Source organism: Pseudomonas sp. URMO17WK12:I11 (assembly GCF_007677725.1).
Classification (GTDB): Bacteria; Pseudomonadota; Gammaproteobacteria; order Pseudomonadales; family Pseudomonadaceae; genus Aquipseudomonas.
Genome location: NZ_VEDF01000003.1, coordinates 411,634 through 434,684, shown reverse-complemented (window position 1 = coordinate 434,684; position 23,051 = coordinate 411,634). Strand labels below are relative to the sequence as shown.

Sequence of the window (23,051 nt, the reverse complement as noted above, 5' to 3'; positions counted from 1 at the left end):
CCCGTCGAAAAACGTCATTGGACCTGCAACGACCGATGCACGCCAATTTAGGAAATAAATGAACCATTCAAGGAGCATGCGTTGTCTAAATGATAACGCACGCTGAGGCGGCCATCAGGCTGCCCACCATTGTTGGCTATCTTGGGCGCGCTCACGCTGCGGGTGCCCCATGGAAAATGTTAGCCGGCCGGCAATCTACTCCATTCTAGTTGTCGAGGACGATCCCGCGATTCGAATGATGCTGGAGGACATGCTTGAAGAGCTCTGTGCCAATGTCACCCTTGTTGCCACAGCGGACGAAGGGCTGATTGCTTTGCAAATGCAGAGTTGGCAGTTGCTCATAACTGATGTGCAAACCCCTGGCAAGTTGAATGGCCTTCAGCTTGCAATCACAGCCCGAGAGCAACGTCCTGCTTTAGAGGTGATTGTCACGAGTGGGTATCACAATGCCCTCGGCATGCCGCTTCCTCTTGGGGTTAGCTTCTTGGCAAAGCCATGGTCATTGAAAGATTTCTACGCGCTCGTTGAATATCATTTGGCTAAATGACGTCAGCATTAAAGGCGCTTCAGGTATGCCTGAGAGCGAGACTCATTGCCTGTAAAAGCTCGCAGATCGACCATGGTTTGAATAAAAATCTTGAACGCTGGCGGCTGCGACCAGCCTCTATCCCGTATCCTGAAGAGATTATCATTGGGATCTCAGGCCACTCCCGGCTCACCATATCGAGGAAACCTTCTCCCTTCATTACGCCCAGAACACCAATATCAAAGATGATCAACGCGCATTCACCATAAATCTGGTGCAACCGAATGAGCGCGTCATCGGCAGATTCGAAGGGCAAGCACTCACCGTTCAGATCAATGATGATATCGGCAATCAACTCTCTCAACACTGCATCTTTCTCGACCACGACGATCCGAAGGCCTTCAAGAGATAAGCCATTATCGTTCATGAACATCATGGAATCTATTACCTGTTGAGATGGTTGAGTCTCCATCAGTCAGCTTGCCTGATGAGTACGTCATCGTATCATCTACACCCAGCAACAGCCGCTTCCATTAGCCGCTCATAGCCAATCCGCTGCCGCCGCTCAGCGAGCAATGCTCGCACCTTGACCTCGAGGCTGTCGGTTATGCGCAGACCGGCACCAGCCCAGCTTGGCACCGTGACCTCTGGGGTGCGGCACGGCACCTGCACCGGCACCTCGACGCGCACGTACTGGACTTGGGGTTCGGCCTTGCCAGCGCAGGCGGCCATCAATGCGATGCCTGCGAGCACCCCCACCCCGCGCAGGGATCGCCTTGCAATGCTCATAGGCCAAGCTCCTTGTCGATGATCACAGTCGCTGCTGCGCACTGGTCGCCGCCGATACGCTCCTGCTGCAAGCGATTGGCAGCCGCGTAGTCAAGGTCAGCGCTGGCCCTTGCCTGGCTCACTGCCTGCTCGGCTGCGGCCTGGCGGGTGTTGGCTGCCAGCACCAGGTCGCCCAATGCCTTGCCCTGCTCCGTGGCCAGGCCGGCGAGGTTGTCTCGGGCGGCCTTGCAGCTGGCCACCTGGTTCTGCTCGGCGTCAAGCAGCGGGCGGAAATGGCCGGTGGTTGCCCACGCGCCCATCAGCATGCCTACAACGATCAGAAGCCCAGCGCCGGCGGCGCGCAATGCCCAGGCGCTCATGCCAACACCCGCAGCGCGATATCGTACAGTGCCAGCCGATCAGCTGCGCCGTGTGGTGTCTTGCCCGGCTGGCCAGTGTTGATGATGCTGCCGATATCGCGGATGCGGCCGGCGTCGGCCAGCTGGTTCAGTCCATGCTTGGCCCACCACCAGGCAGCCGACTGAGCGGCGTGCTCGGCCTGCTCGAGCAGATCGGGTTCATCCTCGAGCGGCAGGCCCAGGCCCGCGCCGGCTTCGCGATAGTTACTCCGGCCAGTGACCTGCAGCAGGCCGCGCCCACGGAAGCGCCAGCCATCGCCGGACGCCTCCGGACCGTTGCCCATCCGTCCGCCATAGGCCTTGTTGGCGATTTTCTCCGGCTGCCGAGCGTACGCGGCGGCGGTCTGCGCGTTGAACCGGCTTGGCCAAGTGCGCACTAGGGCTTCGGCGCTGTAGTTGAGGTTCTCCACCAGGTTGCGCAGCTGGCCCGACTCATGCGCGACCTGGGCCAGGAACGCAGCCTGACGGACCAGGCTGTCAATGCGCCAGCGAACCATGGCGCGGTTAAGCGCGGGCAGGAAGGCGCCGGCAACCGGCCGGGCCTTGGGCATGATCTGCAGCAGCTGCTGCTCGGTGATCGGCATGGGTTTTCTCCAGGCAAAAAAATACCGCCAGGCGGCGGTCGGTGGTGTGGTGTGGGTCAGGCCGGCGGCGCGGGCCAGTCGATGTCGGCGGGGTAGCCCTCTTGGTCGGGAAGACGGTTCAGCGCCACGCGGAAGCGCTTCCATTCCTTGAGCAGAGCGAGCTCGGCATCCGTGGCCTCCTCCAAGTCGACTGCGTCCTGCAGCGGCACAATGGCAGCGTCTGCGATCGCACGGTATCGGGACGCCTGCGCTTGGGCTGCCAGTAGCGGATCAGCTGCAGCGGGATCTTGCATAGGCGGAAGCTCCACCGCTGGCAGATCTTCAACAGAGACGTGCAAAGTGATGCTGTGAATGAGGTCGGCCGGCTCGCCATCCTTGGCCACGCTGACCGCCAACATGCCCTCATTGAACCCGGTCGAAATGGAGGCGCCAGCGTCGAGCTGGTTGATAACGTAGCCCCAGCCCTCGGGCGGCGGCACCATGCCCAAGGTCCCGTGCACCAGGTACTGGCCAGGGCCTGGGTGATCGACCGAAAGATCCGATTTGCCCAAGGACGTGATGTCGAGAATTTCGCCGCTGCCGGCAATATTGATTGCTGCTCGAGTCATGCTCATATGGCCTTCAAGGTGCCGTCAGCGGCGCGGGTGGTGTTGCCGGTGTGGTAGATGATGTTGAAACCGACCGCCGAGTAATCCCCGGAGCGGAATCCGATGACGCCACCAGGTGAGGTGCTCATGTAAAGCTGTGCGCCAAGGTACGTGCCTGGGTTGCCGGGGAATGCCAGGTTCATACACACACCGTAGGGGATCGGGCGATACTGCGTGGCATCGGCGATGACGCCGAAACTTGTTTCAAGGCGGTTCATGTCCGGCATGATCGAGGAATCACTGACCGCCTCGCGCGACCCAAGCCCAAGCGCGGGCACAGTGAGCACTTGGCCCGCGCCCACCCCGACAGTGCGCGTGGCCGCGTTGCCAAGCTCCAGGCCAGCGCGAGCAGCTGCAGGCGTGGTTCCACCTGTACCGCCCTTGGCCACAGGTAAAGCGGCAGGCAGCGTCTGGGGTGATCCGGTCGCCCCCAAAGCGTCATAGACTTCATCGAAGTTCGCCGCAATCTTCACATTGGCGCTGCGCGGACTGTCTCCGCCTTGACCGGTGATAGGAGCGCCGAGGTTGATTACTTGTCTCGTCATTTTTGCACTCAGTTATAAGGGAAAGGATAGTCGCTCGATCTGATAACCAAGGCGTTAGGTAGAACGCCAGCAGGAATATCGAAGTAAGTGTTTACATAAGCATTTGATTGATACATGGTCGTGCGTGCCGCATCGGCAGCTACGAACGTGATACCGCCAGAGGACCCGAAGCATCCATCCATGCAGGCCATCAAATTCACTATCGCAGGACTTAGGCCTGGGTCAGGACTTGGCGATCTTTCTCTCTTTCCCTGTCCCATTGTCCTGCTGTAAATGATACTCGCTGCAAATTCGCCAGCACCGATGGGCATGAATACTCGCGAAGTCCAACTGACGTAATACCCACTTACCCCTGATGGCCTGTCCCAACTATTGCTACCCCCCTGATAAACCACGCCGTAACCGCTTGCTAAGGGATTCCCCGGAGGAGGAGCAGCCACGTTGGCGATGATATTCAAGGGCACCTGACTGGAGTTGAAGGTCAGGACGTTTGCTTCATTCCAACACTTAAGCCCATTGATAGGCCCCGAATCCCGCATGGTGTCAAAGTAGTAAAACTTCGTGCTCGCGGAAGCAAGCATGAAAAAGAAGGTTGTGATATTTCCGACTTTTGACGATCCGCACGAAATGCCGCTCCCGTTGATGAAGACGATTGGTGCGACCGCGCCTTCGACTGCGAAGCCAAAGAGGATGTCGGTCTGGCTGGTTTCCGAGTAGTTGGAAGGGTTTGATGGGTCAAGCTGAATGGACCGCAGATACAGCCTGGGCCAGCTTCCTACCTGCTGTAAATACCCGCTCTTCCTGAGCCCATACGCGATATAGCGCGTATCAAATAGTTGACTTGTATCCTCTCTTAAGGCTACGAATCTGGCTGACATTTTCCACCCTATCGATAACCGTAATGAATGCGGCAGTTTAGAGAGTAAAACCCCCAGCCGGCCTGATAGGAATACTGCCACGTTAGCGTAGTACCGTTCAGGCTCACAGCTGGGCGCTTACCCAAGTATCTATCCTGCTGACTGAGTTCCACGACTGCAAAAAAGAGCGTCTTACCAGCGGGCGCAGCAGGAATTATGACGCTACCGTTGGCAGCATTAGTGTCAACATATCCAAGCATCTGGCTGATAGGCTGCGTCATCTGTACTAGAACTACTCCGTTCATCAAGAACGATTTAAATCCTGTAGCCACTAGATTCCGACCCCCATCATCGTTGCTGGATTGCCGTTGGTGTAGAAAGTGTTGACCTGACCGTTTTTGATTTCTGTCGTGCCCTCAGCATTTTGCCCGCGCAATGCAAACGTGCCGTTCACCATGTTCAACTCAATCAAAGGACGCCCAAAAGAATCTACCGCCTGTGAGCGAAGCGTCATGCCAAGTATCAATTCTTGAATGAATGCTTTGTTGATCAGCGCGGTATTCACGAAGAGTTGGCCGTTCTCAAAGACAAACAAGTTGGCTTGCGGTCCATTTAGCCCGTTGATGATTGCAACGCGCTCAGCGGACAGCAGAATTTCACCAACGCTGCCATCGCTTCCCTGGATGATTCCAGTAGCCACCTTCTTGCCAGCGACGTTTGTCTCTGTTTTCCATGAGGAGATCGCCGACACGCGTCCGTTTGCATCTGCGATGGCCTGGTCATTACGCTGGATAGCGGCCGTGTTCTCCCCTTGCTTGGCCTGCACTTGGCTGAACTGGGTCGCGGTAGACTGCTGCAGGTCGACAACGGATTCGCTGACCTGCCGCACAAGTGCATTGGTCTGGCCTTGCTGGGCCTGAACCTGGCTGAACTGTGTTGCCGTCGAGCTGCTCAGACTGACGACAGACTCACTGACCTGCTGCACAAGCGCGCTCGTCTCACCTTGGCGTACCTCAACACGATCTGTGCGCTTGGCCTGCGCAACGTCACCCTCGATGCGAGCAGACTGCTCAGACCATGCACCCACGAAGGTCAGCTCAGAACCGGCAAAGTCCTCCTCGCTGCCGGCCATCGGTGGGTTGACCTGGGCAAAGACACCGTCGATCTTCTCGGCATTCGCCTTGACCTGGCCATCAATGGTTTCGACCGTGCCCTTCATCTGGCTCAGGCCCTGGGCCGTGGCCTCTGTCCCTGTGACCGGGTCATTGACCTTAGCCTGCACAGACTCAAGTCTTTCGGCCGTCGCAGTGATGCGGCCATCCTGCTCTTCGATATCAGTCCGGTTTCTGCTGACTTGCGCGGCCAAGCCGTTGGCAGTGCGCACCGCCTGCCCTATGTCCTCCCAATACAATGAGTTTGGCGGGGGCGTGTTGACTGGCACATCACCTTTGGCCTGATACAGCTTGCCGTCACTGCCGAGCACACCTTGATCAGCGGTATACGTCGCGCTCGGGTCGTAAGGCATGGAGTCCGACAGGTCGCCAATCTCGTCTCGCAGCTCGCCAATGCGTGCGTTGACCGAGCCCGGACCATCGCCCGAAATGAGCTCGATCTCTTCACGAAGCTCGGGATAGAGCGCACCGCTGCCGATTTTGTCGCGGTAGTACTCCTCGTACTCGGTCTGGTCTGAGCTTGAGCGGCCTTGCACGCCTGCGCCCTCCGGGTACCACGGACCGACATTGCCGGAGCGGTCGATCAGACGCGCCCAGTAGAAGAACTCGACGCCAGCCGCCAGGCCATGAATCTGGTGCTCGGCCTGGGGGTAAGCGAAGTCGCCGAGCTTTATCGCTTGGTCGCGGCTGGTGGTTGCGCTCTGCCAGATTTCCGTGCGCTGGGTGTCTTCTGCGCCAGGTGGGAAACCCCAGGCCAGGTCGGTACCGTAGACCAGTGGAGTTGCCCTCAAGTACGTGACCGCAGGCGGCGGTGTGATCTTGCCAGCAACGTTGGTCAGTACTGAGGTGGTTGGAATCGACGAGACGCCAATGGCGCTCACCGCGCGAACTCGCGCCAAGTACTGCCCGGCGTAGACGCCAGGCACGTCGATGGCGAGTTCACCAGTGCGCGGCACCTTCACCCAGTCACGCGCACCCCAGCGCCACTCAACGTCATAGGCGACCGCGCCAGGCGCCGCGTCCCAGCCGATGGTCATCGTGGTAACCGCGATGCCCTGCGATACCGCCGAATTGCTGCTGATCAACACGCGCGCAGGAGCGTCCTGCACACCTGGTGGGAGAACGCTGATCGGGCGATCGTCGATCATTGTGCCGAAGTCGATCGCATCGAACTTGCTCGGCTCGTGCTGAATCAGGTCCATCTGAAAGCGTGTCCACTCCGGCCGGGTGACGTTCCGGACGTAGAACTGCATCAGCTTCAGATCATCGTAATCAATGGCCCAGGCGCCTTCTGGCTCCGGAGTTTCGCTGAAATCGGCCATGACGGTGATGCGGCGACCATCAACCGAGCGGACTTGGCGAGCCTCCGTCTTGCCGCTTGGCAGGTTGACCAGCAGGCGCGCGCCGGCGGGCACCTCGGTGTCACGGTCCAGCGTCACAACACGGCCTGCCGCTGCCGCGATTCGCCCGCCGTTGCCACGACCCGCCAGCAGTGGATCGGACAAGGCGATCACCTTGCCAGGCTTGGGAATGTAGCCGTCGAGGCCGACATTGATCGTGGCGCCGCGGATCTGCAGCTGCTCGCTCATCAGCGCCCAGTTGCCAGCGCGCTGGGCCTGGCTGCGGGACGTGCACCCCAATGCCTCGACGGACAGCTCGCGCACGCCGTACTCGGCGATAGCGTCGTCGTCGAACACCGGTTCCTTGTCGGTTTCGAAGCCCTGGTCGGGATTGTCGAACGAGACCATTGCCTGACTGTGCCGATCACGCAGCTTGCTGCCGGTGTACTTCACCATGCCATCGCCCAGGATCTGCGAGAGCGTGTAGGTGTAGGTCGGGTCCTGCGGCATATCCGCATTCACCGTGATCTGGTTGCCGTCCCAGTAGGCCAGGCCATGGAAGATAGCGGCGAGGTCTTGCAGCACCGCCCACGCATCGGCCTGCTTCTGCAGGTACAGGTTGCAGGTGAAGCGCGGCTCCTGGCCACCCTGCCCGTTCGGCACCATCTGGTCGCAATATTGCGCGATCCGGTAAAGCGACCAGCGATTGACCATGCTGGCGTCGATGCGATCGCCCAAGCCGTAGTACGGGTGCAGCACCAGGTCGTAGAAGATCCAGGCAGGGTTATTGGTGTAGGCCTCTTTGAATGTCCCGTCCCACACCCCATTCGTGGTGCCGGCGCCGCCAGTGGCGTAGGTGCGCGTATCAGGGTCGTAGTTCATCGGCACTTGCACAATGCGGCCGCGCATCAGCACGGCTACCTTGGCGATGTCTCCGCCAAACTGCTGGGCGTCGTACTCGAGGCAGCCCACCGCTGTCAGTGGATATTCCTGGTCGCTGTCCACCACCTCGGCGATGGCTTCAACCACCATCGCATCCTGGATCATCGAGTTGTTGGCATTGGGCGTGATGCGACGGGCGCGCAGCGTCCAGCGGTTTCCGTCCGGAAGCTCAATGCGGTGCGAGCGCTCGTACTTGGTTACGTTCTTGCGGCTGACGCTCCCGTTGAGCACCTCCTGATATGGGCCGCCGTCGGTCGATACGTCCACTGCATAAGCGATGGTCACACCATCGATATTGCCGTTGCTGTCCTGCGATTGAAGCTGGGGCCAAGAGAAGCGCAGGCGGGCGGCATCGATCATTGCGTTGTTGATGCTGTAGACCCAAGGCGTGGTGCTGCGCAGCTCTTGGCCGACCTGGATCTCGTTGCTTGATTCTGTGACGCCTTCGAGACGCTCCTGGTGCAGCTCACCCGAGCGGAACTGCCACTTGACCCCTGGATAGTTGAGCGTCCCGTCCTCGGCCATGATCGGGGTGCCGTCCAGCTTGACCGAGCGCAGCCCGTTCACCGGGCCAACGATCGGACCCCAGCTCCACAGGTACACCATCTGCGCAGTGGCAATTGACGGGACGCTGTTCGAGGCGATACTGGGCTGTTTCTGCTTCTTGGCACCGCCCTTGGCGCCAACCACGGCGCGGCGCATGCCTGGCTTGCGTCGAGTCGCCTTCAGTGCTTGGCCCATCCAATCCTCCAGATACTAAAAAGCCCGCCGAAGCGGGCCTGTGTGCGCCAGCTGCTAGAGCTGGTCTTGTGTGCGAATGCTGCCTGACTCGACGGCGCCCCCAATCTCTCGCTCGCCATACAGCAGCGGATAGGGGTTGCCTTGGGCGATGGTGGTCACCGCGCTGCCGAACCCGTAGCTGGGGTTGTTGCCGTCTTCGTTGCGGTCGATGCTGCCCGTCTTCGCAGTGGGCGCCAGCGCTTGCACGACCCCGCCTACCGCCAAGGCGCCGCCGCCAGCGATGAGCGCCAGGCCTAGGCCGGTGGACAAGCCGCCGTTGAAGATCCCGCCAACGATCAGCGCGACGCCCAGCACCACCTGGAATATGCCGCCCTGTTTGCTGCCCTGGATGATTGGAGCGATACGGATCTCCTCCGCGTCTGCGCCTTTCAGGTCGAACTCCTCGGGCGCAAGGTTGCGCCGGCCTGAGAAGACCGTGAACACCAGGCCGCGCTCCTCGCCAGTGGCCAGGAACCTCTCGAACCCCGGCACCATTTCGCAGAGCGCCTGGACCGCCTCGCGCGCGCAGCTCACTTCGAGCACGTACTCGCGCCCGAAGTGCTTGCGCAGCACGCCGTAGAGCTTCACGGTGCGCTTCATGGCTGATAGTCCTTGTGCCGCAGGATCAGACGGCAGCGATTGGCCATCGACCAACCGTACACCTCACGCGTCGATGCCCGACCGGCCATGTGGTGGTAGATGAACGGTCCGGCACCGCCGAGCGAGGGCGCGTCTTCGCTGGTCAGCGCCGGCTCACTGCCGAGATAGATCGCGGCATGGTTCGGGTGGAAGCAGGGTCTCCCCGGCGATGGCACCATGAACACCAGCATGTCGCCGCGCTGGGGCTCGTTGACCTGGTAAAAGCCCGCGCCCTCGAAGTTGTCCTCGTACAGGCTCGGGCCTTCGGCCTCCTCCCACCACAGGTCGCGCCGCTCAAAGTTGGGCAGCGTCAGCCCTGCCTCGCGCGCATACCAGTCGCGGCAGGCGCCCCAGCAATCGAGCAGGCCGTGTGCAAAATCTCGGCCCAGGAGCGGCGCCACGTAGCCTGACGGCGTGAACCACTCCATATCCCCGCCAGGCCAAGCAACGATCCCCCAGGGTAGTTCGTGCAGCTCACAGCTAACACGGTCGGCCATGCTGGGGCGCGGGGTGGCATCAGGATGACTATGGATGATCGCCAGCAACTCGCCACGATCCTCGGCGCTGGCCAAGTCCTTATGGTGCAGAGTGAACTGGTCGCGGGGTGTGCGGGCCAGGTTGCGGCAGGGCACATACTCACGGCCGGCGTCGGTCTTGATCAGCACGCCGCAAGCTTCTGCCGGGTGCGCGCGTTCCGCATGCTCGCGGATAGCGGCCTGCAGCTGTTTATTGATGCGCATGAATTACCTCGAACTGGCGATCAGGCTCGCGCCCATGGAGCCGCCGAAACGGCGGGTATTGCCACGCAGCTTGCAGCTGCTCCAGCGACCGGCGCAGCGATCGAGCGCTGGGTTGTCGGTCGGCTCGTTCTGCTTGGTGAACATCGCGGCACCGGTATATGCGCAGGCCTCGCCCCGGTAGCCGCCACGGCACGCCCATCGGCAGAGCTTGGTGATCTGCTGAGCTGGCAGTTGCACCCCGCCGAGGTCGAGCGGGCTCGACAGCTGGAAGGTCACCTGTTCGCGGTCTTCCTCGGTCTTCTGCTCGATGTACCAGAGGTTCTCACGGGCCTGGTTCGCCGCGTTTGGATTGCCCTCGGGAAAGTTGGCGGCATCCAGGAAGTGGCGGAACGTTTCAATGACCCTGACCCTGGCCCCGGCCATATCCTTCAGCGCCAGGCACAGCGCGCTGATGGCCCCGCGCACCCCGGCGATTTCGTTGGCCACCTGCAGGGTCGGCGTGGCCGGCCTGCCGTCGCCACGAATGTCGAAGCCTTTGGCCTCGATCTGAATCGGCTCGTACAGCTGGCCCTGCCAGATGATAGGACCCTCCTGCGCATGGCCGTGAAACCGCATGACGTTACCGCCCAAGCGGGATGCGTCCAATTCGTAGAGCCGAATCTGGTTGCCCGGCTCGAGCTTCTGGATGTCGGATTCAAAAGCCATTGGCACCTCAAAAAACCAAACCCCGCCATTGCGGGGTCAGTAGGGAGTGAATCTCTGCTCAAAGGTCCAGGTGATAGTGACCAAGTCAGGACTACCACGTGATCTCAGCTTGTAGCCTTTGGCCCTGTAGCGACCCTGAGAACCCCCTGGCGGCGTCCAGAAAAAGGTCCGGTATCCCTCATGGCGGTCCAGAAATTTACGGATCTCGAAAGCTTCTTCACCATCAACTAACAGCCCTGTATGGGATAGGCTCCACGAATCGGATTTGTTGTTGATTCCAGTCCCGCCCGACTGAACAAAACCGTCACCGAAGTTGTTTTCCCAGATGTTCTGTTTAATTTCGCCGTCAGCCTCTGCCTCAACGTCAAAGCTGAAGATCTCTGTCATCACTTCCTCCAAAGCAGTCCACCTTGCTGGGTTTCCCGGTACAACACGTCACGCACGACATCTTCGAAGCCTTCCCTCACCCCAGCACCTTGGCGCCGAGCTTGCTCATCGCTGACCCCCGGCTGCGCCTGCACGTTTATTGGCGAGTTGATGATGATTTGCGGAGCGCTGCCCGCCTGTTCACTGCCAGCAGTAACGGAAGACTGGCGCCCGACCATTCCTACCCGCCCATCACTGAGAGCCTCAAGGTTGCCCACGCCTATTCTGGCTGTTGCCTCAGCGTCAAACACATACTCGCCTCGGTGTACCGGTCCGGCGATTTCATCCTTACGCCCGTGGCCGGTATAACCGCCTTCCATAAACCCCGCCCCTGCCATCGCTGATGTAGCGGCCACCCCCGCCACCATCGGCGCGGTGGCGGCAGCCGCAGCTGCAGCGGCGCCAGGTGCCAGCGCCGGACCCACGATAGGAATGGCAGCGGTAGACGCGAAAGCAGCGAGGCTGGCCTGGAATGCTGTTGCTTGAGCGTTTGCGACTAGAGCAAGACTTGCGCTTGCTTGGGTTGTTTTGCCTACTACCAGCTGTACTCCCTGGTAGATCAGCCACTGAGCACCCATATCGGCCAGGGTCGAAATAACGGACTTGCCGAAGCCAGTTATCATGTCAGTCATGGCGTCGCCGGCATCTTTTGACCCAGTAGCCATGTCAGAGAAAAACGCGCCCATCTCACTCCGGGCGCTTCCGAGAGTCGAGCTGGTGGCATCAGCTGCGATAGCTGAATAATTTGTCGCTGCATCGGCGTAGTTCTGCCATGCCTCCTGCGCGCCCAAGACCCAATTTGCTTGAAGCTCGTCTACCCTCTCGTAGTACATCTGCTGGGCGAATAACTGCTTATTTAGCTCTTCCTGAAGAACCCCCGTCTGGCTGGCGTAAAGCTCTGCGCTGATCTGGCCCGTGTTGCGTTGCTCATTGAGGGATTTGAGATCCTCGACATACTTTTGTCGCACAGCCAGGTCGGCACGCATCCGGTCTCGGGCTTTGTCTCCCATGCCGATCCCGGCCAGTTCCTGCGTATAGCCGTTGACCGCTGTTTGTGTACCGGAGGCCTGTGCAGCTTTGAAAGCGCTCAGCTTAAGCGCGTCCTCGTTTGCTTTCTTGATCTTGTTGAGCCCATCGAGCTCGGCTGCCAATTCCAACAGGCGCTTTTGCTGAGCCTTGGATAGGTTCCCAAGCTTCCCCTCTTGCAACTCGAACGATAGCTTTGCCACCTCGGTCGCGTCTTTCTGCTTGTCGCCCGTGGTGTTGATCAGCTGGATCTGACGCTGGAAACCCTCCTCGGTCGATTCGAAGTCCTTGAGTTGCTTCTTGGTAGCCTTTTCGCTCTCAGACTCGCCTTTTCGCTTGGCCTTGTTCGCCGCATCGTTGACTCTCTTCTGCGATTCAATAGCGGTTGCCGCTGAGAGGATCGCGCTGCGGTCGGTGTCTGTGAGGTCGGCATGCTCGGCAATGTAGCGATTGGCTATCTTGATCGCGTCGTTATTATCTTGCAGGCCGCCCAACTGCTTTTGCAGAGTGTCGAGGTAGGTCTGCCCGGCAGTGCTCATGCCGATCTTCGCGGCGGTATTAGCCTGGGTCGAAGCCGTGTTTCGGTCGGTTTCCTCCGTCAGCTCCCCGAGCTTTGCGCGTAAGTTCTGTAACTGTGCGCTGAGCTCGGAGGCCTTGATTTGACCTGTTTCGATGGCCTGTGCCATGGCCTCGGTGACGGCGGGAATGCCGCGCACCTGATCTGCGACAGCCTTCCAATCCACCACTGCACCGGTAGCCGCCTGATTGGCCGCTTCCCGAACCAGATCCAGCGCCTTCTGCGCTTCGGCGGGCAATGGAACTAGGCTGCCCACGAAGCCATCAACGCCAGCGGCGCCGACTTCCCGGAGACTGTTTTCGAAACGGTCGGCAATGGATCCAGCCACCTGACTCAACTCGCTGGCTGTGTCCTCGAGAGTGCCTTTCAGCTCCCGCAGAGCCACCGCCTGGGTGGCCTTGTTGAGCTTACCGAACCGCTCTACCAACTTGTCCAGCGGATCGTTTAGGTCGCCAAGCTTCTTTTCCAGCGAATCAGAGTTATCGCGCAGAAGTAGGAAGCTGGCTGCTGCTGTACCGGCGAGCATTGCGATGCCCATTGGCCCGCCCATTGCCGCAAGCAGGCCGCCAGTGGCAGCACGGGTAAGGTTGGCCTGGGCAATGGCCAGCGCGTCGGTCGAGGCCTTTAGCGCCGCCTGCTTGGGGATCAGCTCGCTCTGAACGAGCGAAAGACGCTGTAATCCACTGGTTGCCGCGATTGTGGCTTGGGCCTGCTGTAGCTGTGCCTGGGCATACAGGCGCTGCGCTTCAGCTGCACGCAGAGCAGCCTGAGCGTTTTGGACTTCTGCGCGGTACTGAGCCAGAGCCGCCTTCAGAGCCAAGCCCGATTTAGCCACATAATTGGTAAGCGCTGCGACCCCTGCCACGCCCATCGCCGCAGCGACCAATTCGACATTGTCGCCAAGCACCAGAAGAACTTGGGACAGCCCGCCGACTACACCGGTGCTCTCTTCCATGTTTCCAAGAAAAGTGCTGATGGCGTTGCCAATATTGGTCAGCGCATCCTGCACGCTGGTCGACATCTCAGCTGCTGCCTGGCGATTCGTTTCGACAGTGTTCAGCAGCCCATTATTGAGATCGTCCAGCGCAAGTTTGCCTTCCACGCCCAATTTGCGGATCTGATCGGCGCTTTTGCCGGTACCGGTAGCTATCGCATCGACAATCGTGGGCATTGCGGTCTGGATGGAAACCCAGCCGTCAGCCTCTACTTTGCCGGTTTGCAGCGCTTTGGAATAGGCATCGAGAGCGGAACCGGCTTTGTCTGCGGACGCAGCGTTGGTCACCAGCAGGAAGCTGAAGCTATCGGTTATGTCCAGAGTTTTTTGGGTGTCGTATCCAAGGTCGCGCATCACCCCGGCAGTGCGAATGTAGAGCTCCTGAGCCTCGGCCAGCGGGCGATAGGTTTCATTCGCGGTCTGCAGCAGGTGCTCCTGCACCAGCTGATATTCGGCGCCGCTCCCGGCGGCAGCTTGCATGCGGTCGGACATCTGCCCGTAAGCATCGACCTGCTTGATGATGCCGCCAACCAAGCCAGCGCCGGCGACAGCAGCAAAAGCACCGCGGATAAGCAAGCCAGCCTGCTGGGCAGATTTGCCAGCACGATCAAATGCGGAGTCCACTTGAGCCAGGTTGCGGTCGATGCCCTGCGACGACCGCGCCACCAGTTGATCAGCGGTGGCCAGCTCGCGGCGCAGCTGAGCAGTAGTCGCCTCGATCTGGACCAACATGCCCTGAATTTGCTGGTCCGCCATAAGCTCTCCAAAATGCAAAAACCCGGCGCTTGGCCGGGTTGATTATTAATCCACTTGTTCTATCTGTACGGGTTGGACATCTCGGTTGTGGTGTAGCTGACTACCTTCCCGTCAGCATCTAAGACAACGCTAAGCCCCTGGTTCGCGTAGCTCGAACCAGCAAACCCTACCTTGGCGTATCCCCACGACAGGATCTGAGTACCGTCTGAGTTCCTGGTTGATGCAAGCGGCTTACCGAAACTGCTAAGCAGCTCTTCCTTGGTGGTGACACCCTGCTTGATCTGGTCCAACTGCGCCTGTGTCACTGGCTTTCCGTAGGTGGTGCAGGCAGCCAATACACAGGCTGCCAGCAGCGTGACAAATTTCTTCATGGGGCAATCTCCTTGGTGGGCGCGTGAATTTACCACAGCCCCATGCTCAGTTGCCTGACCTACCGGTCAGCGCCTGGCGCAGCTTTTCGGCCACATTCGAAGCACTCGACTTGCCCTTTCCTGACTGCGCTTTCGCCTTGCCGAACGGGTTATTCATCTGTGTCCACTCAAGCCGAGCGTCCAATGCCATGAACAACTCGGGCAGGGGTGTCCGCCAGGCAAGATCAGGCGCCCATCCAAGCCAGCCGGTGGCAATAGAGTAAAGCCGGTCAACGTAGCTGCCATCCTCGACAACACTTACGCCCCCCCGGCTGCCTCCTTTCCCGGATCACCGCCGCGCGGGTTGTAAAGAGCGATCAGGTACGTGTTGAGCTCGCTCGCGACGCCCAGCACACCGGCTTGCCACACTTTCTCGGGGATGGCATCGGCATCCTTTCCTTCCAGCCCGGCGCCCGCGGCCAGGATAATCGCGCAGCCATCAATACTCAAAGCCGTGATGGTCTGAGAAGCCCCACGCAGGCCACCAAACCGGCTTTCAATGGCTCGAACCGCTTTCAACGTTGGCAGGAGGACAAACTCCTCATCGCCCAATTTTACGGTCACAGTCCCGTGAAGGGTCTTGTTCATAACTCATTGTCCTTGGAAGCCGGGGCCAAGCCCCGGGCGTTTACGCGGAGGCTGGCAGCAGCTCCAAGATATCGGAGTTGATGCCGATAGTGATGTTGCGGCGCACAACGTTGTCAGCCGCGCCTGGCGCGACGGTGTTGTTCATCACCTTTCCGCGCATGTAGAAGGTGGTCGGCGCGATCACCGGGGTAGCTGTCGGGTCTCCGTCATTCAGCGTCATCTTGATGTTGTAGTCGCCCTTGCTACGGTCCTTGTGCGCAGTCTTGACCGCATTCTGGCCCGCATCGCCGTTGTCGAGCCCTACGGTAAGGGTCAGGTCGCCAGCGTCAGCGGTGCCCTTATATTTGCGCACGCGGCCATCCTTGAGCGACGTGAAGTTCACGCTGCTGAAGGTATCGCCGAATTCGCCCAGGTCTTCGATCTCACCGACCTCTACATAGGTGTCGGCTTCATATTCAGTTTGCGTATCAGCGCCGGTTTTGCCGCCAATGAAAAAGCGGCAGCCGGCGGCTGTGTTCAGGTTGTCATCGGCCATGGGTGTTCCTCCAAAGGCACATTGGATAAAGCCGCTGGGCGGCCGGTGGTTGAATCAGTGGGTGGTGATCACGCGGACGGTGATCGATCCCTGATAGGTGACGCCGTCAGCATCGCGCTGGGCGTCGGACTGGATAACGCGCACCGACACGGCGCGCCCTACCGACAGCGGCAGGGGCCGCTCGTCCAGGGCGGCGATAACCTCAGCGTTGATCCCTTTCACCTCGGCCTGGCCCATGGCATCTGACCAGACCGACAGGTACAGCAGGCGCTGCTCGCGCCTGCGCCCGGAGATCGGACTGACGTTGAGCGACACCTCGCGGTCAATCGACACATAGGGCATGTCGGCATTCATTGGCGCGCCGTCGTAGATCGGGCAGCTGACCTCAGCCGTAAGCCTCGCAAATACCGCCTCCTGCAACGCTACCGAGGGATCAGCCATTGCCCACCCCCTGGCTTGCCTTGCGCAGCGTGCGCCGCACTGCTTCGTTGATGTCGGCCATCACATACTCGCGGTTCACGTCGATGGAGGGCCGAAGCCACGGGTGTGCAGGCCGCGCCGGAATGTCCGGATACTTGCCGAAGAAGTGCATGCCGTCGCTCTTGTTGGTAGCGCGCCGGTTTCTGTTGCCAGCCCGCTTGCCGCCCATGTAGCCCTTGGTGCCGTACTCGATGAAGCGCAGGTAGAAGAACTTTCGGTTGTCGCGCTTGCCGCGTATGCCGATCTGCGCATCCAGGCCGCTGGGAGCGACGTAGATCTTCAGCGCGGCCGCAGCGGCGCCTGTGTCCTTGGGCATGAGTTGCTGCTGGGTAGCCAGGATGCGCTCAGCCGACTTGCGCATGGCCGGCGCCAGCTCGTTGTCCATCGTCTTGTGAATGTTGCGCAGCGTGCGCCGCAGGCGAATATCGCCGCGCATCTTCGAGCGGCGGGCCATGACCTACTCCTTGGCCTGGGCAGCCTTCGCGGGCTTTTCGGAGCTGGCTGGCTCGTCCTTGATTTCCACGGCATAGCCGCGGGCGATCAGACCTTCGCCATAAGCCTTTTCAACGACGAAGACCTCGCCCTTCTCCCGCTCACCGGAGGCGCCGGTCAGTGGCCCGAGTGCTTGAATTTTCATGGTTCACCTCATGGGTTAGGGACGCTGGAGCACAACAGCCGCAGCATGTCCCGTTCGTTGTTGAGTAGCGTGGCCTCGACCTTGTAGGTGATGCCGGTGCGCTTTTCGGTGATCCGCCAGCCGGCGGCCACGTCACTTCGCGGTCGGATGCGGATCTCAGCAGTTACCGTGGCCTGGAGCTGTTCGGCAACCGGGCTGACCCGGCCAGTGGGCATGGTGACTTCAGCCCACACCTCGGCCAGTAGCGGCCAGCCTTGTTCGAAGCCACCAGTGGAGTTCTGCACCCGCTCAGGCTTGGCCAGGATGCAGCGGTGACGCAAGGGGCCTGCCTTCATGGCTCTGTCTCCCTATCCCGGCGCCGAAAGCATCGCGATGACCAGAGCAATGACTGCACGGCCATTGGCAAGGCATTCGCGATGGTGCCGGTAACCACAGCTTCGCGATTCGCGTAGGAGTGGCCGATTAACAGCAGCAGCGCCGCTCTGAAACTGGCGGGAAAGCTGTCGAATCCCACCAAGTCTGGGTTGTCGCAGTACCACAATGCCCAGGCCAGTGCAGACTCCGCGTACAGCGTGATCAGAGCGTCCTCGGTGTCGTCGTCCACCCGCAAATGCAGCTTGATCGTTTCGAGCGGCACCAGCTCAAGAGCGGCGATACTCATTTTTTCCGGACCGGCTTGGCTGAGGCGTCTTCATCCTTGTGTGGTGCACCGTCCACATATTCGGCGAGCTCCATGCCCACCAGAGCCTCAGCTGCCGACTCCTCGACCTGGCGCTCCTCATGCTGATCGAAGTTGCCAGCGTGGTAGTGGGAAAACTGCCGCAATGCACGAATCTTGATCATCGGCAACCCGAGGCAGTTGCCTGCCCCGGCCTCAGTGTCGGTTATGGGTTGAGATCGGCGAACGAGCCTTTGATGATCGCGGTCGGGCGGTAGTGAGCCAGCGCCAGTCGCTCTTCACACAGGATCGTCAGCATGTTCTTGACGAAGTTGTCGCGGTCTTCGCGGCTGACCTCGACGGTGGCGTCCATGCGATCCCAAACCTGCGAAGCGAGGTCGAAGCCGCCGACGGTGAAAGTACCCTGGGCCTGGGCCTTGGTTGCTACCACTGGCAGGCCCCACATGACCTTGGCAGCGAAGGCAGCCGGACCGCCAAAGATGTAGCGGCCATCGGCGTCTTTCAGCAGCGCGATGGCGTGCCAGTCGCGGGGGTTGAGGATGATGCCAGACGCTTCGAACTCCGACTCGCTGGTCTGGAAGATCGCGTGGGCAATCATGTCCGCGCGGGTGTCACCAGTAGCGGTCAGGCTGCCATCGTAGGCAGTGGCCACCTTGTTCAGGCCCAGCAGGTTGTCACCGGTGCCGTCGCCGTTGAGCATCTGGCCTTCCTCGGCCAGCGCCAGGCCGAACAACAGTCGGTTGTTGACGTAGGATTCGAGCATCGGCGCATCGTCCATGACCTGGCGCGATGCCTGGATCCAGTGGGCGATGGTTTTGACGGTCGCCGTTTCCTTGGTGAAGGTCAGGTTCGACTCAGGCTTGAGATTGCCTTCGGCGACCGGTGCAGCGCTGTTGACGAAGACATTTTCGCGCACGTATTCGAGCGAGTTGGAGCTGACACGCCCCTGGGCCAGCAGGTCACGGATGGTCAGCCGGCGCAGGCCGGGCATCAGAATGCCAGGGTTTACCTGGGGCTGGATGAGTGCGCCGGCCGATGCCGCGCCGCTGCCGAGCTGCTTGTCGAAGCTCTTAACGTCTACCTTGCCGGACGATTTGCCATCCCAGGACTTCTGCAGATCTTCGGCGGTCTGGGCCGCGAAGCTTTTCTTGGTGGATGGGTCGTCAGGATTGCCGCCAGCCAGCTTCTGCTCAATGTCGAACAGGCGGGTGCCAGCGGTTTTCAGTTCTTCCTGAACAGTGGTCAGGTCAGCCTGCAGCTTCTTGCTGACGGTGCCGTTCTCCTCGATTTCTTTCTTCTGGGCATCGAACAGCTCGGTCATGCGAGTCTGTGCGGTTTCGATCGCCTTCTGGACTTGGGCCAGTTCGGACATGGGGTAATCCTCGGTTCAGAGTTTGGGGAAGGTGTTGATGCGCTCCAAGAGCGCGGCGATGTCGTCGCCGCCTTCGGACTCGCTCCGAACTGCGGACTTAATGCGGGCGATGAACGCCTGCGCTTCGGACTTGGAAAGGCCGGCTGAATCTCTCAGCCAGTTCTCCGCATCACGGATGCTTTCGATGGTGTCCATGCTTTTCAGCGTGGAAACGGTGGCCGATTCGTTGGCCGGGAAGGTGCAAACGCTGATCTCTGTCAGGCGTGTCACGTTCCGGAACGAATAGCCCGTGGCAATCGAGGTAACGTCTTGCTTGGCCGCGCTGAAACCCACGGACATACCGCCGACCGTCCCATGAATCATCGCGGCCTTGAGCGCCTCCGACTGGGGATTGCCTGGCGTGAGCTCGCCGCGAACATGCAAGCCCGTGCTGTCCTCGGCGAGGTCGAGCCATTTGCCCACCGGGATCTCATTGCGTCGGTGGTTGAAGAACATGGCCACGGCGCGAGATTGGCTCTTGAGAGCCTGAGCAAACGCACCGGGCTCGATGATGTCTCCATCGCCGTCGACCACGCCGAACACACTGGCATAGCCCTCGAAAACGCCCTGGGCGCCGCCGTTGGCAAACTTGATTGCGGCCTGATCGAAGGCCAGGGTTTTGCAAACGCTTGGCATTTGCTGCCTCCAGAAAGATCAAACCCCGCTGGATGCGGGGTCTGGATTACCGAGTTGGGTGATTGGCACGTTCTGCGATTGCCGGGTCGCAACATCCCCGCCAGGCAGCGGCGGCATGTTGTCCAGCCGTCTCAGCTCGTTGATGGTGCGAAGGCCCTTGTCCGCCAGCGTGCCCATGAAGGCAGCGCGTGCGGCCGAGTCACCGCGCAGCAGGCCGTCAATGTTGTGCTCGGCGTGGTACCGACCCACGTCGCCAGGCTTGAGCAGCCATCGCTCGATGGCGTACTCCCAGCGGTTGAGGTACGGGGACAAGGTGTACTGCAAGAATCCGAGGTTCTGCTGCTCGATGCCCGTGCCCCAGCTGGTGGACTTCTCAACATCACCCACCAGGTGCGGCGGTACGCCGAAGAACCTCGCCAGCTCGCTCACCTGGAACTTGCGAGCGGCCATCGTTTCCGCGTCCTGGGCGCTCACGCCGATCGGTTGCGTGGTGAATCCTGCTTCGAGCACCCACAGGCGCTTTCTCACCGGACCGCCAGAGATCTCCTTGAAGTTCTCCTCGATCTGATCCCGCTGCGCATCGCTGAGCGTCTGATCACCAGTGGAGAGGATCTGTGGCGATTTTGCGCCATTGGCGTAGAAGTCCCGCTGCTGGTCTTCCATCGCCACGGCCACACCGGTGGTCTTGGCTGCAAATGCTATAGGTGACAGCCCGACCAGTCCGTTAAAGCCAAAGCCTTTGAGGTGGAAAATCTCCGACGCTTTGAAATTCGCACACTCATTGTCGCGGCGGTACCGGTAAACGACTCGCTTGTTCTCCAGCCGCACATCCATGTTGACCGACAACAACGGCATCAAGCTGATCACGTCGCCAACACTGTTGCGCTCAATGAGTGCGTAGGCATTGCCGTAGAAACACAGCTGCATCGTCATGGCTTCGCGGAACTCGACCGCCGTCATGAACTGGTTAGGGCTGAAGCGCAGAAGTCGGGCCAGAGGGTTGTTCATCCCCACCTTAAGCCGGTCATCGCCTTTGGTTTCAAACACATCTAGGGGTAAGCCTGCAGAAACGGTTGATATCAGCCTCACGCAGGCGAAGACAGTGGCGATTTGCAGCGCGCGCTCATCGCTGATTACGGACTCACCCACGACCCCCTGCGCTGATACGGGGCCTGTCTGCGAGCCCTTGTCCGGCGAAACCAGTCGGCCGCCGACGAAGAAGCTCGCCATGCGCGCCCAAAACGGGCTGCGAGTGCGCAGGTCAATGCTGTAGTCGGTGTCTGCCATCACATGCTCATCGGTCGTCTAAGGAATGCGTCGAGGTTTGTTCGGGTTTCTTCGGGCTCACTGGATGCTGCTACAGCCATCGCCAGCGCCACCATGCCGTCGATACGGCCGCTGGCCTTGGCTTTGGTGAACTTGCGACCACCTGCCGGATCGCTGACGGCGACCGCGTTCGCAGCACACATCGAAAGCACTGGATGCATCCCGTGCCTCAACTTCTTGGCGAGCAATCGAGATTCAAGCTCGCGAAGCGCCGGCGACATGCTCACGAAGCCTTGACCGAACTCCTTGAAGCGCTTGAGCTCGTTCTCGGTGAAGCCCACACGCTCGAGCCAGGGCTTCAAAAAGCGCATGTTGTACCGGTCGAAATTCAGCACCTGCACGTCGTACCGGTTGAACACGTCACGCAGGTAATGAGCCACAAACTCGTACTCGATCGCCCGCCCCGGTGTGGTCTGGAGGAAGCCGTCGCGCTCCCACTTGTCATACGGCACGCGGTCGTTTCGAGACTTCTCGGCCAGGCCCTCTTCTGGAAGCCAGAACGTTGGGTCAACGTCTCCTTGCTCGCCAACCAACACTAGGGCGGTGAGGTCGCTCACGCTGGACAGGTCGAGGCCTCCGTAAACACGCTGGCCCTCCAAGCTATCCGGCTCCGCGCCGTTCTCCATCCAAATTGCCCGAGGAATGAAGGGGCTGCGGGCTTCTACGCGCTGGTTGAGGATCAGGTTTCGGTATGCAGGCTCGCGGCTCGGCAGTCGTTTAGCATCCGACGCCTGGCGGAACACCTCGTCCTTGTTCATGAAGTCATCAAAGTGCGGGTTGGCCGCACGAATGGCTTCCTCGCTGAACGGGTCCATGTCCATCGGCGCCGTGCACAGCTCGACCTTGTTTCTAGGATCGGCGCCTGTCAGGGCATCGTCGATCAGCAGGCTTAACAGGTCGGCATCGGTCGGGGCCTGCGTGCTGATGATGATCGACAGCGGCTGCTCCTGGGCAGCACTGGCTGTCTCAAGCGCTTCGTAAAGCTGGGAGCGTGGACCGACTACCTGCCCGAGTTCGTCGTGGATCACCAGCGCCGGGCTCAAGCCGAACTTGGTCGCGGCGTCTGCGCTCAAGGCCTTGTAAAAAGTGCCGAGTTCGCCGCAGAGCAGCTCCTTGGCGGTGTCGCGGATGTTCACGAACTCGGAGAGATCCGGGCTCATCCGAACCACCTTGGCGGCCAGCTCGAACAGAATCGCGGCCTGGTCACGGGACTGAGCCGCGCTGTATAGCTGCGAATTGGGTCTGGCCTCCGGACCGCACAGATGCAACAGCAGGATGAACGCAGACAGCGCGGTCTTGGCGTTCTTCCGTGCCATGGACAGGATGAATGTCCGGGTCGGCGTGTCGTAAATCCGCTTCAGCCATTTGCGCTGGTGCTTCGTGAGCTTGACCCGCTGGCCAACCAGCCGGCCTTCTGGAATTCGGCAGTAGTCCTCGATCCACTGCGCGTTGCGTTCGCCTCGCGTCAGTCGTCGTTTTGCTGCCATGGCTTGCGCCCCTTACCGCCCGCGGGTACCGCCTTGTCTGCCCGCAGCAGGCTTTGCTGGGTCAGGCGCATGGACCGCAGCAGCGCATTCATGGCGCGGGTTTCACGCTCGAGCATGCCGCCCAACTTGTCGAAACGCTTGAGCCCTTCGTCCTCCAGCAACCACTCCGGCTGGAAGTCCTCGAGCTGCTGCGCGATCAAGTCGGCCTGGACCTTGTGCCGGCAATATTGGGCGAGCATTGCTGCATGTTCCGGCCCGAACCAGTCGGCCGGCCTGGCATTAACGACCTGCACCCATTCAGCCTTCTGTGCAGGGGTCAGGTTGCGGGGCGGTGCCAACCGATTGTCGACCCCGACCGTTGAGGCGACCGTCATCGAGGCAACTGATTTCCTGCCGCGAGTGGCCATAATTTTTCCAAA

General features: G+C 60.3%; 28 protein-coding genes. 1 reads left to right on the top strand and 27 read right to left on the bottom strand.

The genetic code is table 11. The features are described from left to right. Window positions 1-169 precede the first annotated feature (169 nt). Window positions 170-547, top strand: a complete 378-nt coding sequence (locus FS665_RS08430) for a response regulator (protein ID WP_145186165.1) — start codon at window positions 170-172, stop codon at window positions 545-547. 19 nt (window positions 548-566) lie between these two features. Here the strand turns inward: FS665_RS08430 and FS665_RS08425 are convergent, their stop codons facing one another. From FS665_RS08425 to FS665_RS08285, 27 genes are all read right to left on the bottom strand, one after another. Beyond that, on the bottom strand, window positions 567-962 hold the full coding sequence (locus FS665_RS08425; protein ID WP_178108307.1) for a response regulator: 396 nt from the start codon (window positions 960-962) through the stop codon (window positions 567-569). Window positions 963-1,030: 68 nt separating this feature from the next. Continuing rightward, window positions 1,031-1,315 carry a hypothetical protein gene (locus tag FS665_RS08420; RefSeq protein ID WP_256675067.1) on the bottom strand — a complete coding sequence of 95 codons (285 nt, stop codon included), beginning with the start codon at window positions 1,313-1,315 and terminating at the stop codon, window positions 1,031-1,033. Next, window positions 1,312-1,674, bottom strand: a complete 363-nt coding sequence (locus FS665_RS08415; protein ID WP_145186161.1) for a hypothetical protein — start codon at window positions 1,672-1,674, stop codon at window positions 1,312-1,314. The genes FS665_RS08420 and FS665_RS08415 overlap by 4 nt, the downstream gene beginning before the upstream one ends. Beyond that, window positions 1,671-2,297, bottom strand: a complete 627-nt coding sequence (locus tag FS665_RS08410) for a glycoside hydrolase family 19 protein (protein WP_145186158.1) — start codon at window positions 2,295-2,297, stop codon at window positions 1,671-1,673. The genes FS665_RS08415 and FS665_RS08410 overlap by 4 nt, the downstream gene beginning before the upstream one ends. Window positions 2,298-2,353: 56 nt before the next feature. Beyond that, window positions 2,354-2,905, bottom strand: coding sequence for a tail fiber assembly protein (locus FS665_RS23815; RefSeq protein ID WP_145186154.1), 552 nt, complete (start codon window positions 2,903-2,905; stop codon window positions 2,354-2,356). 2 nt (window positions 2,906-2,907) lie between these two features. Further along, window positions 2,908-3,489 carry a hypothetical protein gene (locus tag FS665_RS08400; protein ID WP_145186151.1) on the bottom strand — a complete coding sequence of 194 codons (582 nt, stop codon included), beginning with the start codon at window positions 3,487-3,489 and terminating at the stop codon, window positions 2,908-2,910. A gap of 8 nt (window positions 3,490-3,497) precedes the next feature. Continuing rightward, entirely contained in the window at window positions 3,498-4,367 is an 870-nt protein-coding gene (locus FS665_RS08395; protein ID WP_145186148.1) for a hypothetical protein, read from the bottom strand. A 310-nt stretch (window positions 4,368-4,677) separates the two neighbouring features. Next, window positions 4,678-8,541, bottom strand: a complete 3,864-nt coding sequence (locus tag FS665_RS08385) for a phage tail protein (protein ID WP_256675066.1) — start codon at window positions 8,539-8,541, stop codon at window positions 4,678-4,680. 54 nt (window positions 8,542-8,595) lie between these two features. Then, a complete protein-coding gene (locus tag FS665_RS08380; RefSeq protein WP_145186142.1) occupies window positions 8,596-9,180 on the bottom strand; it encodes a tail assembly protein in 585 nt (194 codons plus the stop codon). Further along, entirely contained in the window at window positions 9,177-9,959 is a 783-nt protein-coding gene (locus FS665_RS08375) for a C40 family peptidase (RefSeq protein ID WP_145186139.1), read from the bottom strand. The genes FS665_RS08380 and FS665_RS08375 overlap by 4 nt, the downstream gene beginning before the upstream one ends. Window positions 9,960-9,962: 3 nt before the next feature. Continuing rightward, window positions 9,963-10,664 carry a phage minor tail protein L gene (locus tag FS665_RS08370; RefSeq protein WP_145186136.1) on the bottom strand — a complete coding sequence of 234 codons (702 nt, stop codon included), beginning with the start codon at window positions 10,662-10,664 and terminating at the stop codon, window positions 9,963-9,965. 36 nt (window positions 10,665-10,700) lie between these two features. Next, window positions 10,701-11,051, bottom strand: a complete 351-nt coding sequence (locus tag FS665_RS08365) for a phage tail protein (RefSeq protein WP_145186133.1) — start codon at window positions 11,049-11,051, stop codon at window positions 10,701-10,703. Beyond that, window positions 11,051-14,443, bottom strand: a complete 3,393-nt coding sequence (locus tag FS665_RS08360) for a phage tail tape measure protein (protein WP_145186130.1) — start codon at window positions 14,441-14,443, stop codon at window positions 11,051-11,053. Before FS665_RS08360 ends, FS665_RS08365 begins: the two co-directional genes overlap by 1 nt. A 59-nt stretch (window positions 14,444-14,502) precedes the next feature. Further along, entirely contained in the window at window positions 14,503-14,814 is a 312-nt protein-coding gene (locus tag FS665_RS08355; RefSeq protein ID WP_145186127.1) for a hypothetical protein, read from the bottom strand. A 297-nt stretch (window positions 14,815-15,111) separates the two neighbouring features. Then, window positions 15,112-15,441, bottom strand: a complete 330-nt coding sequence (locus FS665_RS08345) for a hypothetical protein (protein ID WP_145186121.1) — start codon at window positions 15,439-15,441, stop codon at window positions 15,112-15,114. A 40-nt stretch (window positions 15,442-15,481) separates the two neighbouring features. After that, window positions 15,482-15,976 (bottom strand): hypothetical protein, encoded by a 495-nt coding sequence (locus tag FS665_RS08340; protein ID WP_145186118.1) that lies wholly within the window; start codon window positions 15,974-15,976, stop codon window positions 15,482-15,484. A 54-nt stretch (window positions 15,977-16,030) separates the two neighbouring features. Further along, the gene (locus tag FS665_RS08335) at window positions 16,031-16,417 is read right to left on the bottom strand and encodes a DUF3168 domain-containing protein (RefSeq protein ID WP_145186116.1); all 387 of its coding nucleotides are present in this window, start codon (window positions 16,415-16,417) and stop codon (window positions 16,031-16,033) included. Continuing rightward, window positions 16,410-16,910 carry an HK97 gp10 family phage protein gene (locus FS665_RS08330; protein WP_145186113.1) on the bottom strand — a complete coding sequence of 167 codons (501 nt, stop codon included), beginning with the start codon at window positions 16,908-16,910 and terminating at the stop codon, window positions 16,410-16,412. The genes FS665_RS08335 and FS665_RS08330 overlap by 8 nt, the downstream gene beginning before the upstream one ends. Window positions 16,911-16,913: 3 nt before the next feature. Continuing rightward, window positions 16,914-17,093 (bottom strand): hypothetical protein, encoded by a 180-nt coding sequence (locus FS665_RS08325; RefSeq protein ID WP_145186110.1) that lies wholly within the window; start codon window positions 17,091-17,093, stop codon window positions 16,914-16,916. Between the two features lie 8 nt (window positions 17,094-17,101). Next, entirely contained in the window at window positions 17,102-17,428 is a 327-nt protein-coding gene (locus FS665_RS08320; RefSeq protein WP_145186107.1) for a phage head closure protein, read from the bottom strand. Further along, window positions 17,425-17,754 carry a head-tail connector protein gene (locus FS665_RS08315; protein ID WP_256675065.1) on the bottom strand — a complete coding sequence of 110 codons (330 nt, stop codon included), beginning with the start codon at window positions 17,752-17,754 and terminating at the stop codon, window positions 17,425-17,427. The genes FS665_RS08320 and FS665_RS08315 overlap by 4 nt, the downstream gene beginning before the upstream one ends. Further along, entirely contained in the window at window positions 17,751-17,936 is a 186-nt protein-coding gene (locus FS665_RS08310; RefSeq protein ID WP_145186103.1) for a hypothetical protein, read from the bottom strand. The genes FS665_RS08315 and FS665_RS08310 overlap by 4 nt, the downstream gene beginning before the upstream one ends. A gap of 41 nt (window positions 17,937-17,977) precedes the next feature. Further along, window positions 17,978-19,144, bottom strand: coding sequence for a phage major capsid protein (locus FS665_RS08305; RefSeq protein ID WP_145186100.1), 1,167 nt, complete (start codon window positions 19,142-19,144; stop codon window positions 17,978-17,980). A 15-nt stretch (window positions 19,145-19,159) separates the two neighbouring features. Continuing rightward, a complete protein-coding gene (locus tag FS665_RS08300; protein ID WP_145186097.1) occupies window positions 19,160-19,819 on the bottom strand; it encodes an HK97 family phage prohead protease in 660 nt (219 codons plus the stop codon). 18 nt (window positions 19,820-19,837) lie between these two features. Further along, the gene (locus FS665_RS08295; RefSeq protein ID WP_145186094.1) at window positions 19,838-21,106 is read right to left on the bottom strand and encodes a phage portal protein; all 1,269 of its coding nucleotides are present in this window, start codon (window positions 21,104-21,106) and stop codon (window positions 19,838-19,840) included. Continuing rightward, window positions 21,106-22,632: a terminase large subunit gene (locus tag FS665_RS08290; RefSeq protein ID WP_145186091.1), complete on the bottom strand. Its 1,527-nt coding sequence runs from the start codon at window positions 22,630-22,632 to the stop codon at window positions 21,106-21,108. The genes FS665_RS08295 and FS665_RS08290 overlap by 1 nt, the downstream gene beginning before the upstream one ends. After that, window positions 22,611-23,039, bottom strand: a complete 429-nt coding sequence (locus tag FS665_RS08285) for a hypothetical protein (protein ID WP_145186089.1) — start codon at window positions 23,037-23,039, stop codon at window positions 22,611-22,613. The genes FS665_RS08290 and FS665_RS08285 overlap by 22 nt, the downstream gene beginning before the upstream one ends. Between the last annotated feature and the right edge of the window lie 12 nt (window positions 23,040-23,051).

What these genes read in the sequence shown, in the direction of transcription:
- FS665_RS08430 (WP_145186165.1), top strand. Translation starts at nt 170, where the DNA reads ATGGAAAATGTTAGCCGGCCGGCAATCTACTCCATTCTAGTTGTCGAG.
- FS665_RS08425 (WP_178108307.1), bottom strand. Translation starts at nt 962, where the DNA reads ATGATGTTCATGAACGATAATGGCTTATCTCTTGAAGGCCTTCGGATC.
- FS665_RS08420 (WP_256675067.1), bottom strand. Translation starts at nt 1,315, where the DNA reads ATGAGCATTGCAAGGCGATCCCTGCGCGGGGTGGGGGTGCTCGCAGGC.
- FS665_RS08415 (WP_145186161.1), bottom strand. Translation starts at nt 1,674, where the DNA reads ATGAGCGCCTGGGCATTGCGCGCCGCCGGCGCTGGGCTTCTGATCGTT.
- FS665_RS08410 (WP_145186158.1), bottom strand. Translation starts at nt 2,297, where the DNA reads ATGCCGATCACCGAGCAGCAGCTGCTGCAGATCATGCCCAAGGCCCGG.
- FS665_RS23815 (WP_145186154.1), bottom strand. Translation starts at nt 2,905, where the DNA reads ATGACTCGAGCAGCAATCAATATTGCCGGCAGCGGCGAAATTCTCGAC.
- FS665_RS08400 (WP_145186151.1), bottom strand. Translation starts at nt 3,489, where the DNA reads ATGACGAGACAAGTAATCAACCTCGGCGCTCCTATCACCGGTCAAGGC.
- FS665_RS08395 (WP_145186148.1), bottom strand. Translation starts at nt 4,367, where the DNA reads ATGTCAGCCAGATTCGTAGCCTTAAGAGAGGATACAAGTCAACTATTT.
- FS665_RS08385 (WP_256675066.1), bottom strand. Translation starts at nt 8,541, where the DNA reads ATGGGCCAAGCACTGAAGGCGACTCGACGCAAGCCAGGCATGCGCCGC.
- FS665_RS08380 (WP_145186142.1), bottom strand. Translation starts at nt 9,180, where the DNA reads ATGAAGCGCACCGTGAAGCTCTACGGCGTGCTGCGCAAGCACTTCGGG.
- FS665_RS08375 (WP_145186139.1), bottom strand. Translation starts at nt 9,959, where the DNA reads ATGCGCATCAATAAACAGCTGCAGGCCGCTATCCGCGAGCATGCGGAA.
- FS665_RS08370 (WP_145186136.1), bottom strand. Translation starts at nt 10,664, where the DNA reads ATGGCTTTTGAATCCGACATCCAGAAGCTCGAGCCGGGCAACCAGATT.
- FS665_RS08365 (WP_145186133.1), bottom strand. Translation starts at nt 11,051, where the DNA reads ATGACAGAGATCTTCAGCTTTGACGTTGAGGCAGAGGCTGACGGCGAA.
- FS665_RS08360 (WP_145186130.1), bottom strand. Translation starts at nt 14,443, where the DNA reads ATGGCGGACCAGCAAATTCAGGGCATGTTGGTCCAGATCGAGGCGACT.
- FS665_RS08355 (WP_145186127.1), bottom strand. Translation starts at nt 14,814, where the DNA reads ATGAAGAAATTTGTCACGCTGCTGGCAGCCTGTGTATTGGCTGCCTGC.
- FS665_RS08345 (WP_145186121.1), bottom strand. Translation starts at nt 15,441, where the DNA reads ATGAACAAGACCCTTCACGGGACTGTGACCGTAAAATTGGGCGATGAG.
- FS665_RS08340 (WP_145186118.1), bottom strand. Translation starts at nt 15,976, where the DNA reads ATGGCCGATGACAACCTGAACACAGCCGCCGGCTGCCGCTTTTTCATT.
- FS665_RS08335 (WP_145186116.1), bottom strand. Translation starts at nt 16,417, where the DNA reads ATGGCTGATCCCTCGGTAGCGTTGCAGGAGGCGGTATTTGCGAGGCTT.
- FS665_RS08330 (WP_145186113.1), bottom strand. Translation starts at nt 16,910, where the DNA reads ATGGCCCGCCGCTCGAAGATGCGCGGCGATATTCGCCTGCGGCGCACG.
- FS665_RS08325 (WP_145186110.1), bottom strand. Translation starts at nt 17,093, where the DNA reads ATGAAAATTCAAGCACTCGGGCCACTGACCGGCGCCTCCGGTGAGCGG.
- FS665_RS08320 (WP_145186107.1), bottom strand. Translation starts at nt 17,428, where the DNA reads ATGAAGGCAGGCCCCTTGCGTCACCGCTGCATCCTGGCCAAGCCTGAG.
- FS665_RS08315 (WP_256675065.1), bottom strand. Translation starts at nt 17,754, where the DNA reads ATGAGTATCGCCGCTCTTGAGCTGGTGCCGCTCGAAACGATCAAGCTG.
- FS665_RS08310 (WP_145186103.1), bottom strand. Translation starts at nt 17,936, where the DNA reads ATGATCAAGATTCGTGCATTGCGGCAGTTTTCCCACTACCACGCTGGC.
- FS665_RS08305 (WP_145186100.1), bottom strand. Translation starts at nt 19,144, where the DNA reads ATGTCCGAACTGGCCCAAGTCCAGAAGGCGATCGAAACCGCACAGACT.
- FS665_RS08300 (WP_145186097.1), bottom strand. Translation starts at nt 19,819, where the DNA reads ATGCCAAGCGTTTGCAAAACCCTGGCCTTCGATCAGGCCGCAATCAAG.
- FS665_RS08295 (WP_145186094.1), bottom strand. Translation starts at nt 21,106, where the DNA reads ATGGCAGACACCGACTACAGCATTGACCTGCGCACTCGCAGCCCGTTT.
- FS665_RS08290 (WP_145186091.1), bottom strand. Translation starts at nt 22,632, where the DNA reads ATGGCAGCAAAACGACGACTGACGCGAGGCGAACGCAACGCGCAGTGG.
- FS665_RS08285 (WP_145186089.1), bottom strand. Translation starts at nt 23,039, where the DNA reads ATGGCCACTCGCGGCAGGAAATCAGTTGCCTCGATGACGGTCGCCTCA.